The following is a 13,368-nucleotide window of genomic DNA, read 5'->3' on the forward strand; positions in this document are numbered from 1 at the left end:
TTTGGTACAACGAAACTGGACAGGTTTTGCAATCTGCACCAACACCTTCAACTGCTGTTGCTGGGACATTGAAATATTATGTTGCGCAGAAGTTTTCTACAGGATGCGAAGGTCCAAAAGCGGAAATAGTGGTAACCATTAATCCGCTTCCTGCAGCTCCAACTGTTTCTGCTACTTTAGCATATTGCCAAAACCAAACAGGAATTCCTGCATTAACAGCAACTAAAGAAACTAATGCAGTCTTAGTTTGGTACAACGAAACTGGTCAAATTCTTCCTTCTGCTCCAATTCCTTCAACTGCCACAGTTGGTACTCAGAAATACTATGTTGCGCAGAAATTTTCTACAGGATGCGAAGGTCCAAAAGCTGAGATTTTAGTTTCAATTAGTCCTTTAGGTTCTAAACCTTTAATCACCAGCAGCGGAAACCTTCAATTTTGTTCAGGCGGATCGGTAATTTTAACATCTTCAACTGCTTATCAATATCAATGGTATAAAGATAATCAGCCTGTTATTGGTGCAACGGGCAAAAGCATAACCATTACGCTTAGCGGTGAATATCGAGTGGAAACAAAGAATGTAAATGGTTGTTCCTCTCTACTTTCAGATCCTATTGTAGTCGTTAACGAAGGCATTCCAACAAAGCCTATAATTACTGCAACTACCGCTATCGAACTTTGTCAAGGCGAAAAAGCAACTCTTAAATCATCTGCAACCAGTGGAAATCAATGGTACAGAAACGGGAACATAATCCCAGGAGCAATTGATCAGATTTTTCAAACCTTTCTTGATGGTAGCTACACCGTAAAAACTAAAACCCCAGCTGGTTGCGAAAGCTTAATATCTGAACCAATTTCTCTGGTATTTAAAAACTTATTGCCTCCGCCATCAATTTCCCCTATTGGTGAGCAAGTAATTTGCAGAGGTGGCAAAGTAACTTTGAGTTCATCATCAACTACTGGCAACCAATGGTTTAAAGATGGTGTTTTAATTCCGGGTGCTGTAAACCAAACTTATGTAGCTACATCAGGTGGCGTTTATTCGGCAAAAGCTATCAATACAACGGGTTGTGGAGGTACGATTTCAAACATCGTTCAGGTTAATGAAGTTGATTTTAAAATTTCCCTATCAGCAAATGATGAACTTAGCCAAGCTGGTGGAAGTATCGTTTTACAGACTTCATCAAACTTAAAATATAAAGTGGTTAGCTGGTCGCCTCAAAATTTATTTCAAAAGCAAGATGCTACAACACAAAGTTTGAATTTAAAATCAAATGTAAATGTTATTGTAAATGTGATGTCGGAAAATGGTTGTATAACCTCAGCCAGTTTGGCTTTAAATTATAATAAGAAAAGAGATTTATTCATTCCAAATACCTTCACACCAAACGCTGATGGCAAAAACGACTTTGTAAAAGTTTACGGTAATGGAATAGATGCTGTAGAATTTATGGTATATACGCAATGGGGAGAATTAATTTATAGATCGAAAGAAAAAGATGCATCATGGGATGGAAACTACAGAGGTTTACCTCAACCTGTTGGTGTGTATTTATATAAATGTGTGGTTCGATTTGACGATGGAGAAGAACTTACAAAACATGGTGCGATTAATTTGTTGAGGTAGTATGAGGAAAGTGTGTTTTTTAGTTTTTTTTCTGGTGGCTTTTAAAGCTTATGCCCAGGTAGATCCTCATTTTTCACAATACTATGCTTATGCTCTTTGGATGAATCCCGCACTTGCAGGCGCATCTCAGATGGATTACAAGGCAACACTGATTCATAGAAGTCAGAGTTTTGGCAATGTTAACACCTTTAATACTTCTGGTTTATCGGCCGAGCTAACCACTAACCGAAACATAAATATTGGCGTAAATATATTAAACCAAACGGCTACAAGTGGCGGCTACGGTTACATTAATGGTAATTTATCACTAGCCTACACTGGGATAAAATTTGGTTACAATGAAGATTATAATTTCATTTTTGGAATTAATGCCGGTTTTTTAAATCGAAGATTTGATAGTAGCAAATTTCAACTTGGCGACCAATATGAATCGGGAATTGGTTTTAATCCGGTTATTCCTACGGCCGATAATTTTAATAGCAACGCTTCAACCGTTTTAGATGCTGGTGCTGGTGTTGCTTTTTTCGATACAAATCCGCTTAAAAAAGCCAATTTATTTGCTGCTTTTTCGATGAATCATTTAACCCGGCCTGTAGATCCATTTGTGAACTCGCAAGGGAAATATTATCTGCCAATTCGTTATCTGGTAAATGCCGGTGTAAGTATTAAATTGAAAAATAATATGGTGGTTATTCCGCACATTATGTATGCAAGACAAGGTAATGCGCAAGAACGTATGGCAGGTGTCTATCTGTCAGTTCCATCGGGTAATACAGCTGAAGTGATATTAGGAGGAAACATCCGTTATAAAGACGCCATTGTTCCTTACGGAGGAATTACGTTTAACAATTTTACCTTGGGCTTAAGTTACGATATCAACCCGGCACTAAATAGAGCAGGAACAAATACCAATACCTTCGAAATTTCATTAACCTTTTTCAAACGGAAATCAGAAAATTACCGAGGCATTAGGTGTCCGGTGTTTTAGCAGGATAAATTATTTCCATCCTAACTCTACTCCTACAATCTTTTACTCCGTAAATTATTTTGAAGTAAGCACCTTCATTATCTTATTAAAAATTTGGTTGTTGGGATACACTCCTCTAAAATCATCGGCATGCGGACCATAAGCAAAAACAGGAACCATGATGTTGGTATGATCATCTGTACTAAAATTTCCGGTAATTTTTCCATTTTTATTATCCGCATCAAGAAGAGATAATCCTCCAGTTTCATGGTCTGCTGTAACAATAACAAGTGTCTCCCCGTCCTTATCAGCAATTTGTAAGGCAGCCTCAATAGTTTTATCAAAATCATGCATTTCTGTAACTGCAAAAGGCAAATCATTTGCATGTCCTCCATGATCTATTTGAGCACCTTCAGCCATAATAAAATAGCCCTTTTTATTATTTTTGAGCAGCTGTACAGTTTTTAGTAGCGCCTGCTTTAAAACATCTCCACGACCTTTAAGTACCGACCGGGTATCTTCGTTTGGTAGCAAAACCAATTGCTTGCCAGATGCTTGTTTCTCAAATTCAGGAAAACTCTTGTTCAAGGTAAATCCCGATTGTGTTAAAGCGCTGACTAAACCTGTATTTTTATTATTTAAAAATGCTTTTTGATTTGAACCCACTAAAATTTCCACTTTCGATTTTAATAAATCGGCAGCGATTTCATTACTCATGGTGCGTTCGGTTTGGTGCGCATAAAAAGCAGCCGGAGTTGCATCAGTAACATCGCCAACGCTTATAATTCCGCTTTTTATACCAAAGCCGAACAGTGTATCAACCAGGTTTGTTCTGTTTTTATTATCGGTTCCCATACCAATATACCGATTGTTTGTTTTTTCGCCTGTAGCCATTGCTGTAGCACCTGCTGCCGAATCTGTATTATCAGAATTAGCCGCAGCGGTTTGAGAAAAGCCAATATTTTTTATTCTGGCGATATTTAAATCTCCGTGGTTTGCAATTAAACCAGCATGAATTTGGGCAAGTCCCATCCCATCGCCAATTAATAAAATTATATTTTTAACTTTTTTATTTGCCCCATCAGATTTATAACTGGGCGTGTAAACCGGGTATGGAGTAGGATTCGTAAATGTCAATTTCTCCTGATGTGCATAAAAATCAGCCAGTTGTATTGGATGATCGGTATTTATCCAATCTACACCTAAACGGCCAAGAACAATCCATGTATTCGGACTATCAACTGTAGCCCAAAACCGAAATGGCTTTTTAAGTTGATGTGCGTCATCAACAACTTGCTTAAGTTTGGCATAATCTGTTGGTGTTGGTACTCCTTTGCCATTCCAAACCGTATATTTTTTAATATCCTGACTAATCATTGCAACATGTTTTAGCTCTTCGGCAGAATATTTTATACCCGGGCGGCCATCAAAAAGAATATAATCTGGCCAATCCACAAATTTTGCAGGAACAGGCATATCTCCACTTATTACAATTTTAATCGCCTTATTATTTTTGCTTGTATTAAACACATCATCAAAAGCTTTTAATTCAGTAATAAGCTTATTTAAAACATTTACATGGTCTTGCTTTATATCGATAACCAATTGAAGTGTTTGCTCAGAATTTTTAAATGCCTGGTTGCCATTCTCTTTAAATAATTTTGCCAATGGCGATAGATAAAGCTGAGTTAATGTGCGTCCTGGTTTAATTTCTGATGGTTCATGAGCCACATAAAGTTCATTATCTTTCATAAACACATCTGCTTCTACTGAACCCATTTTTGCATAATAAGCCTGCAGTAATGGTATGTTTTGATGGTAATCGTTATGACTGTGCCCACGAGTGCTGCCATTTGTTTGTGCCCATGTTAATGCAGGGAACGATAGCATTACAGTTAAAATTTTTATGTAAGAGATTTTCATTTTATGCAATGTGGTAATATTATTATTTAATGGGCTTAGCGTATTCAGCATTTTTCGCAGTGTTCAGTTAAGTGTTTTTGCAGCAAAAGAACTACTTTGGTGTGAAGTTAATATTAACCTGATGATAACAAACAGAAGCGGAAGTAACAAAAACTAATTAGACTGAGTTCTATTATTAATTTCCTTCATATTATTAATAAGCGGCCTTTTTTTTATGTTACCCTGAATTTATTTCAGCGTCTTTTTTACAGGAAAGATGCTAAAATTAATTCAGTATGATGTGTCGTACAAGCAATTTGGAGATAAAATAGAAAATATTACGTTTAAGAATCTAACTCATGTAAATGGTTTACTAAAATTTAAAATCTCTTTGCATAATCATCAACTTGTTTAAAACCACTCGTTTTGAACACACATTCCTGCGTTTTAAATACAAGCACCAAAGCTTAAGCATGGATATTTGTATTCGTTAATAAATAGAAAAAATGAATTATAAAATTTTAGGAAATACAGGATTAAAAGTTTCAACACTTTGTCTGGGTACAATGAATTACGGCGGAAAAGGTTTTTTTGGCTACATGGGTAATTTAGATCAAAAAGAAGTAGATGAACAAATTAAAACGGTAACCGAAGCAGGTGTTAATTTTATTGACACGGCAAACATTTATTCGGAAGGGCAATCGGAAATTATGATTGGCACTGCCATTAAAAACCTTTCGATTAATAGAGATGATTTAGTACTAGCCACAAAAGTTAGAGGTTCTATGGGTAAAAGTGAGAACGATAGAGGACTTTCTAAAAAACACATCATACAACAGGTGGAAGCAAGTTTAACAAGATTAGGTACAGATTACATTGACCTATACCAAATCCACACGGTAGATCCGCTTACACCTATTGAAGAAACGATTAGAACTTTAGATGATTTGGTTAGTAGCGGTAAAATAAGGTATTTCGGTGCAAGTAATATGGCTGCATGGCAATTAATGAAAGGTTTAGCCTATTCACAGTATAATAATTTGGATAGATTTGCTTCGCTTCAGGCAAATTATTCACTTGATGTTAGAGATGTTGAGCGTGAAATTGTTCCTCTATTATTAGATCAAAAAGTTGGAATGATGATTTGGAGCCCTTTAAGTGGTGGCTTGCTTACAGGAAAGTACAAACGCGATGGAAATAAAGAGGCTGGCAGGCTAAACAAATTTCCCTTTCCTCCTTTTCATGAAGAAAGAGCTTATGATGTACTCGATGTTCTTACACCAATGGCCGAGCAAAAGCAGGTTTCTATTGCTCAACTAGCATTAGCGTGGTTGCTGCACCAACCTGTGGTAAGCAGTGCAATCATTGGAGCTACCAAACTGCATCAGCTTAAAGATAATTTAAAGGCTGTTGATGTGAAATTTTCAACAGAAGAATTAAATTTATTAAATGATGTGAGCAAACTGCCAGTTGAATATCCTGCAAATGTGTTAGAGGCTATGACATCTGATAGAAGTTCGGGCATTGATTTTTTAAATGCTTAAATTTATAAATCCCAAAAGCATAATTTAATGCGGCTTTAGTTTTGATAATGAAAAATACATCTCCTAACATCAAAAAAATAGATTCGATAAAAGAATTGCATTCATTTATGGGTTTACCAAGTCCGCTAAATCCGTTAATCACCATTGTAGATCATGCTAAAATTGCAAGCATTAACCAAGGTAATGACCAGAAAATGATCTTTGGATTGTACAACATTTCGATTAAACGCGGCTTTAAAGGGAAATTAAAATATGGAAAAAACCATTATGATTTTGATGATGGAACCATGTCTTTCATAGCGCCAAACCAAATTCTAAGTATTGATAAAGATGAAGATAGAAACACAGATGGTTGGTCATTAATGTTTCATCCCGATTTAATTGTTCAGTATCCTTTAGGGATGGGAATAAAAAATTATGGCTATTTTTCATATTCCGTAAACGAAGCTTTACACCTTTCAACCGATGAAGAAAGCACAATAGAAACCATTGTAGGAAACATTCAAAATGAGGTAGATTCCAGATTAGATAATTTCAGTCAGGATGTTATTGTATCCAATCTCGAACTTCTTTTAAGTTATTGCAATCGTTTTTACAACAGGCAATTTATTACAAGGAAAATGGCAAAAAACGATTTGCTAACCAAATTTGAAAGTATTTTAGCAGAATATTTTAATGGTAAATCTGATTACATCATACCAAGTGTTGAACAACTGGCAAGTGAATTAAATGTTTCATCAGCTTATTTAAGCGATATGTTAAGAAGTGTAACCGGACAAAATACCCAGCAACACATACATGATAAACTTATAGAAAAAGCGAAAGAAATTTTAATAGGAACAGATTTAACCGCTAGTGAAATTGCCTATCAGTTGGGTTTCGAATATCCGCAATCGTTTAGCAAGTTATTCAAAAGCAAAACGAAGTTAACCCCAATAGAATACCGAAACAGTTTTAACTAATGGGTTTTTCATTAAATCAGTTTTCCGAAACCTTTATCGGTTTCGGAAAACTGTAATTTTAATAACCTGGATTTTGAGTTAGGTTTCTGTTTAATTGAATTTCGCGTGTTGGAATTGGATACAAAGCCAAGGTAGGCACCACATTACCAATTAAACCATTTGCAGGTACAAAATTAGCTTTGTGAGCTTGCATTACATCAACCATAATTCCCCATCTAATTAAATCAAACCATCTTTCGCCTTCAAAGCAAAGCTCTACTCTCCTTTCATGTCTAATAGTTGTTCTCGCATCTGATTGAGAAAGACCAACTTTCGGCGCAAGATTAGATCTTGTACGAATAAGATTTAACTGCGTTAAGGCTTGCGTGGTTTTATTATTTTCGTTTAAGGCTTCAGCATATAATAAAATGATATCGCTGTAGCGCAAAATCGGCCAGTCGTTATCGCCCTCGCTATTTGCACCAACACTTTGATAAACAAACTTTTTAGCGTAATAATAAATAAGCGTACCAGAAGCATACACACCTATTGCAGTATTTAGACGATTATCGCCAGGTTCGAATGTGTTATAAAGGTCAGATGTTCCGCTATTATTGCTATTTCCAGTAACTGCTGTTATCGTAGTACCTGATGGTTGCGGTACAAAGCTTCTCGCAAAAGTATTTCCTTCTCCAAAACCTCCACCAATGTACTGAACTGCAAAAATTATATCTCTATTATTGTCTTTCCCCTGTCCAAAAATCTGATCGTAAGGCAACAATGTACCAGAAGTGGCTGCAACAGAGGCAAGAATTGCTTCAGCCTGCGTAAACTTACTTTGAAACATATATACTTTACCTAACAGTGCGTTGGCTGCAATACTTGTTGCCCTGCCAACATCTGCGCTGGTATAACTTGCCGGCAATACTGCAGCAGCTTCTGTTAAGTCTTTTTCTATTTGTGCATAAACTGCAGCAGCAGCTACCCGATTATAACTGTATGCCTGGCTTTCTGACGTAATCTCATTAAGTACTAATGGCACACCTCCAAACATTCTTACCAAATTAAAATACATTAAAGCCCTTAGAAATTTAGCTTGCCCGATATAACTATTACGGTTTGCATCCGTCATTGGTGGCGTAGCTACATGTTCTAAAACAATGTTTGCATACGCAATGGTAGCATAAAACCTAGCCCAGGCTCCCTGTAAATTTGTAGAGTTAGCTGTCCAGGTTAATTTATCTTGTTCGCCGTATAAAACTTCACTTTCACCATACGTTTGTGCATTATCTGATGGTAGTTCTCCAAAACCATATTGCTCATTATAAATTGGCCGTAAACTACTGTAAGCACCTGTCAAAGCAGATCTTATATCTATTTCTGTATTGTAAAAAGTATTTACCGGAACAATTCCCTTTGGCGTTAATTCTACAAAAGATTTTTTGCAGGAACTTATAACCAAACTAAAAGTAAGTAGGCATATACTGCAGATGATTAATTTATTTATTTTCATGATCATTTAGTGTTAAAGCAATTAAAATCCAAAATTGATACCTAATATAATTGTACGTGCCGTTGGATAGGTTCCCTGATCTACACCAGGAGTTGTAGGATCGCCACCCATTATATTTGCCTCGGGATTATAGCCAGAATATTTAGTGATAAGGAATGGATTTTGAGCAGTTACATATAACCTTGCCGATTTAATTGATATTTTTTGCAACAAATTATCACTAAATCGATATCCCAAAGTGATGTTTCTTACCCGAAGATATGAACCGTTTTCTACCGCCAAACTTGATAAAGCTGGTCCCGGAAGTGCTCCAGTTGAAATCGGACTAGGATATAAAACATCTCTTGTCGGGAAAGCCGGATCGAAATAGTTGTTAAAATATTTACTTAACGAATTTTGATTATTGTTACCAGTTATGGTTTGCCTGTTGTTTCCATTTATAATATTAACACCCTGAACACCCTGAACTAAAACACTCAAATCGAAGTTTTTGTATTGGAAACTGTTTGTTAATCCGTAGGTAAAATCTGGTAAACCATGTCCTAAATTTGTAACATCATTTACATCAATTTTTCCATCACCATTCTGGTCTTTTATCATCGAATCGCCAATGTTGTTTCCTGATGTTACTTTTGGATTGTTTGCTAAATCATTCGCATTTCTAAATACACCAACAATTTCATATCCATACATAATACCTAAAGGTTCGCCTACTTTAACCTGATACACATTGTTCCAACCGTTTATTGCCCTAACGGCAGGTAATGCGGCTGGTCCGCCTAAATCAAGTACTTTAGTTTTATACGTAGAGAAGTTGGCATTGGCACTCCAGGTAACTTCGCCAAGTTTAAAGTTTGTATTCGCCGTAAATTCGAAACCTTTGTTTTGCAGCTTACCAAGATTAGCCTGATATGATGTTGTGTAACCAACATCGAGCGGTAAGGCCTTGTTTAAGAGCATTCCATTCGAGTTGCGGATAAAATAATCGAACGTCAATACGATTTTATTCTGTAATAATCCAATGTCAGTACCAATACTGGTTTGGTCATTTTTTTCCCAGGCTAAATCGGGATTTGCAAACCCAATTTGCTGTGTACCAAATACTCTGCCACCACCAAAAGAATAGTTTCTGTTTAATGCTATGGAATTTACATAAGTGAAACTACCTATATTGGCATTACCAGTTCTGCCATAACCACCACGTAACTTAAATTCGTTAATCCCGATTGATAAAAGTGTTTCTTTAAGAAATGGTTCTTCAGCCAATCTCCATCCTACAGAAAAAGATGGAAATACAGCAAATTTGTTGTTTGTTCCAAATCGTGATGAACCATCCTGACGAACTGCTGCAGTAAATAAATATTTCTTATTATAATCGTAAGTCAATCTGCCTGCGTACGAAACAAAGGTATTCGCATCAAAAAGTTCGGTTCCTACTGTATTTGGCGAAGCCAACGGACTTTGAACTGATGTTGTGATAAAAGTACCGGGTAAACCTGCAGTATAATTGATTTGAGATTCGTATTTCTGAGCTGAAAACAACCCTAACAAATTGAAATGATGCTTTCCGATTTGTTTATCATAAGTTGCAGTATTTTCCCAAACCCAATCAAAACTATTGCGAACATTATCTGATGCAAAAATACCGGCAAGTTGCGGATTTGCGCCTGATGCTGTTGGTGCTGAGCTGTAAGCCATTGTACCAGGAACATAACCATGTACAATTTCATTCTCTAATGTAGCGCCGATATAACTTTTTATCTTTAAACCTTCAATTGGTGCATATTCTAAAAATGCATTACTCAAGGTTCTAAATGCTCTTGAACGATTAATTGATTGACTTAAAATGCCAACCGGATTGTAAAAGTTAGAGGCAGAAAACACCGCTGTTGGCGATAAATTGTAGTTCAAATCTCTATCGTAAGGCTGAGCAAAATCGCCATTAGCCCGATATACCGGAACGATTGGCTGAAATGTTAATGCCTGATTTAACGGACTTGGCAAATTCAAATCGGCAAGTAAGCCTGGTACACCAATAACGTAATCATTCGGATTTGCACCTGCCCCACTAGCTTGTCCCGATGATGGCTGCCTGTATTGCTCTGAATAAGATGGAGAAACGGAGAAACCAAATTTTAGGTTTTTTACTACATCTGCATCGAGATTTAAACGGGTTGTATAGCGGCTATATTCCGTGCCAATTAAAACCCCCTTTTGTTTAAAAATACCTGCCGAAGCACTAAAACGAACTTTTTCACTGCCACCAGAAGCATTAAATTCAAAGCTTCTTATTGGGGCCGTTCTAAAAATTTCCTTTTGCCAATCTACATCAGGTAAGTTAGATATATCGCCATCTAAAATAGCAGGGTATTGAAGATTTTTAATTCGGCTAAGTGCTTTAACTTGTTGTACATATTGGTCTTTCGATAAAACATCGATGTATTTATTTACTTGCTGAATGCCAGAATATGCAGAAACAGAAAATACAGTTTTTCCCGATTTGCCTCTTTTTGTGGTTACCAAAACAACACCGTTAGCTGCTCTCGAACCATATATTGCCGCAGAAGCAGCATCTTTTAAAACTTCAATAGATTCGATATCACTTGGATTGATAAGGCTAAAGTTGGCTCCAGTTTGTAAAGGATAGCCATCAACAACGTACAAAGGATCGTTTGAAGAACTAAGTGAACTAACTCCTCTAACCCCTATCGTTGGCGCAGCACCAGGTTTTCCACCCTGATCTGACTGAACTTGCACGCCTGCCGCAAGACCGGCCAATGCCTCTCCTGGGGTACTAACCGGCTGATTGCCAATATTCTTACCTTCAACTTTTGTTATTGATGAGGTTACAGTAGAGCGAGATTGCGTACCATAACCTACAACCACCACATCAGTAAGTGATTGCAATGTTTCTGAAAGGATTACGTTAATGCTCGTTCTGTTGGCTACCGGAACTTCCTGACTAATCATCCCAATAAATGAGAATACTAGAATAGCATTTCCTTCTGGTACTTTTATAGTATAAAGTCCATTATTATCTGTAACTACTCCGGTTTTTGTTCCTTTAATTAAAACACTTACACCAGGAATTGGTCCACCTTTATTGTCCGTAACTTTACCACTAACGGTAATTACATCTAATACAGGTTTAATAATCTGGTCATTTTTTTTGACGATAATCGTGGAGTTATCTCCAAAAAACATCTCTACTTTTTGTTTTGAAAAACATGCTTCAAGAACCGTTTGTAGAGGTGCATTTTTCAGTTTTAAAGTAATAGGTGTTACGCTGTTAATTACTTCCGCATCGCAAATAAAGTTATAGCTGGTTTGCTTTGTTAATTGGTTAAGTACCTCTCTTACAGGCGCTGCCTTAACATTTATACTTACCAGCTGGGCAAAACTGCCAGCGCTTACCTGCATAAAAGCAGCGAGTATTATTATAGTGGTGAGTTTCATAACTCTTAGGATCTTTTGCTTATAGCAAGGGCTATCCCCACGCTGAAGTGGAGTAAAAATTTTATACATTTGGTTAGGATTAAATTTAATTGTTTGAATGATTGATGTGATCCGTATTGGCTAAGCCAATCAATTCCGGGAGTGCTGAGAACACTTCCGGTTTTTGGAACTATGGTTTAGGTAGTTATTTCGCGATAACGGTAATCCTCCTTCCTTCAATTTTAAAGTGGACTTTATCCGTTAATTCAAAATTCTTAAGCAAACTTTTGAGACTTTTCGAGCGAGCATAATTTCCTTCAAAATTGATTGCCGAAACATCTCCTTTAAAATCTACATCAACATCATACCAGCGAGAAACCTTCTTCATTATGGAGTTGATGTTCTCATTCTTGAAAATAAACATTTCATTTGTCCAAGCCATCACTTCATCAACATCTGCAGGCACAATTTTTAGATTATCTTTCAAATTGTTAATTGCCATTTGACCGGGAATAATCTTGATGTTTGATTTATTGTAATTTATTTTTACCGAACCCTCTAATAATGTTGTTTCAATAAATTTATCGTTTTCAAAGGCTGTTACATTAAAGTGTGTTCCTAAAACTTCTATCACCTGTTTGCCGGCAACATCTACTTTAAATGGCTTTTCCTTATTTTTAGCTACTTCGAAATAGGCTTCGCCTGTTAAAAAAACTTTACGTTCATTACCATCAAATGTGCTTGGAAAGCTTAGCGATGATGATGAATTTAGCCAGACATGAGTTCCATCTGGTAGAATTATATCATATTTTCCACCTCTTGGAATGGTTATTTTGTTTAATGTGCCAGCTGCTGTATTCGTATTTTTATTACTTCCAGATACCACAAGACCATTACCTGATTTAGTAATGTTTGAATTATTTTGTGTACTGATAACTCCATTTTTTGAACTGGTTAAGTCGATACTTTTACCATCGGCTAATGTTAAAGTTGCTTTGGTACTACCCGGTACAATTTCGATGGTTTTGATGTTTTTCGATTTAACAACCATATTTGGTGCCATGATTGCAGTTTCAGGAGCATTACGAACTAAAAAGTAAGTTGCCACAACAAACAATGCTGCTATTGATGCTGCAACTTTCCAATTGAATAATCGTAATTTAATAGATGATTTTTTCTGTGTATTGATGCTTTGCTGAATCCTCAATCTGATGATTTCCTTTACACGCTGATTATTATGAACGGAATAGTCATCATCAAGCATTCCATTTTCTTCCTGATAAGCGATAAGTAAATTTTCTTCCTCTTGTGTGCAATTTCCTCGAAGGTATGCTTCGCAGAGCGCTAAATACTGGTTCTCAGTCATTACAGATTTATTAATATTTGGTTTATAGAGGTTGTTACAGATATAGAGACAAAAAAGCTATTGGCACACACATAA

General features: G+C 36.4%; 8 protein-coding genes. 4 read left to right on the top strand and 4 right to left on the bottom strand.

Features of this window, described 5'->3' with window-relative positions:
* Together ACFOWA_RS14030 and ACFOWA_RS14035 are read left to right on the top strand one after the other, a co-directional pair.
* Positions 1 to 1,625, top strand: a 1,625-nt coding sequence (locus ACFOWA_RS14030) for a gliding motility-associated C-terminal domain-containing protein (RefSeq protein WP_378986165.1), incomplete at its 5' end; no start/stop codon positions are given.
* Between the two features lies 1 nt (position 1,626).
* Positions 1,627 to 2,613 (top strand): PorP/SprF family type IX secretion system membrane protein, encoded by a 987-nt coding sequence (locus ACFOWA_RS14035; protein WP_378986167.1) that lies wholly within the window; start codon positions 1,627 to 1,629, stop codon positions 2,611 to 2,613.
* Between the two features lie 54 nt (positions 2,614 to 2,667).
* On the opposite strand, the gene ACFOWA_RS14040 is transcribed toward ACFOWA_RS14035, so the two are convergent.
* The gene (locus tag ACFOWA_RS14040) at positions 2,668 to 4,515 is read right to left on the bottom strand and encodes an alkaline phosphatase (RefSeq protein ID WP_378986169.1); all 1,848 of its coding nucleotides are present in this window, start codon (positions 4,513 to 4,515) and stop codon (positions 2,668 to 2,670) included.
* Positions 4,516 to 5,000: 485 nt separating this feature from the next.
* Here ACFOWA_RS14040 and ACFOWA_RS14045 point away from each other — a divergent pair, with 485 nt between their 5' ends.
* Positions 5,001 to 6,038 (top strand): aldo/keto reductase, encoded by a 1,038-nt coding sequence (locus ACFOWA_RS14045; RefSeq protein ID WP_378986171.1) that lies wholly within the window; start codon positions 5,001 to 5,003, stop codon positions 6,036 to 6,038.
* Between the two features lie 47 nt (positions 6,039 to 6,085).
* Entirely contained in the window at positions 6,086 to 7,000 is a 915-nt protein-coding gene (locus ACFOWA_RS14050; protein WP_378986173.1) for a helix-turn-helix domain-containing protein, read from the top strand.
* Positions 7,001 to 7,058: 58 nt separating this feature from the next.
* Here the strand turns inward: ACFOWA_RS14050 and ACFOWA_RS14055 are convergent, their stop codons facing one another.
* The 3 genes from ACFOWA_RS14055 to ACFOWA_RS14065 all read right to left on the bottom strand — a co-directional run bounded on the left by ACFOWA_RS14055 (position 7,059) and on the right by ACFOWA_RS14065 (position 13,293).
* Positions 7,059 to 8,492 (bottom strand): RagB/SusD family nutrient uptake outer membrane protein, encoded by a 1,434-nt coding sequence (locus ACFOWA_RS14055; protein WP_378986175.1) that lies wholly within the window; start codon positions 8,490 to 8,492, stop codon positions 7,059 to 7,061.
* 21 nt (positions 8,493 to 8,513) lie between these two features.
* Positions 8,514 to 12,017 (bottom strand): SusC/RagA family TonB-linked outer membrane protein, encoded by a 3,504-nt coding sequence (locus ACFOWA_RS14060; RefSeq protein WP_378986177.1) that lies wholly within the window; start codon positions 12,015 to 12,017, stop codon positions 8,514 to 8,516.
* 115 nt (positions 12,018 to 12,132) lie between these two features.
* Positions 12,133 to 13,293, bottom strand: a complete 1,161-nt coding sequence (locus tag ACFOWA_RS14065; protein WP_378986179.1) for a FecR family protein — start codon at positions 13,291 to 13,293, stop codon at positions 12,133 to 12,135.
* Positions 13,294 to 13,368 lie beyond the last annotated feature (75 nt).

This window comes from Pedobacter lithocola, from assembly GCF_042650845.1.
GTDB classification, from domain to species: domain Bacteria; phylum Bacteroidota; class Bacteroidia; order Sphingobacteriales; family Sphingobacteriaceae; genus Pedobacter; species Pedobacter lithocola.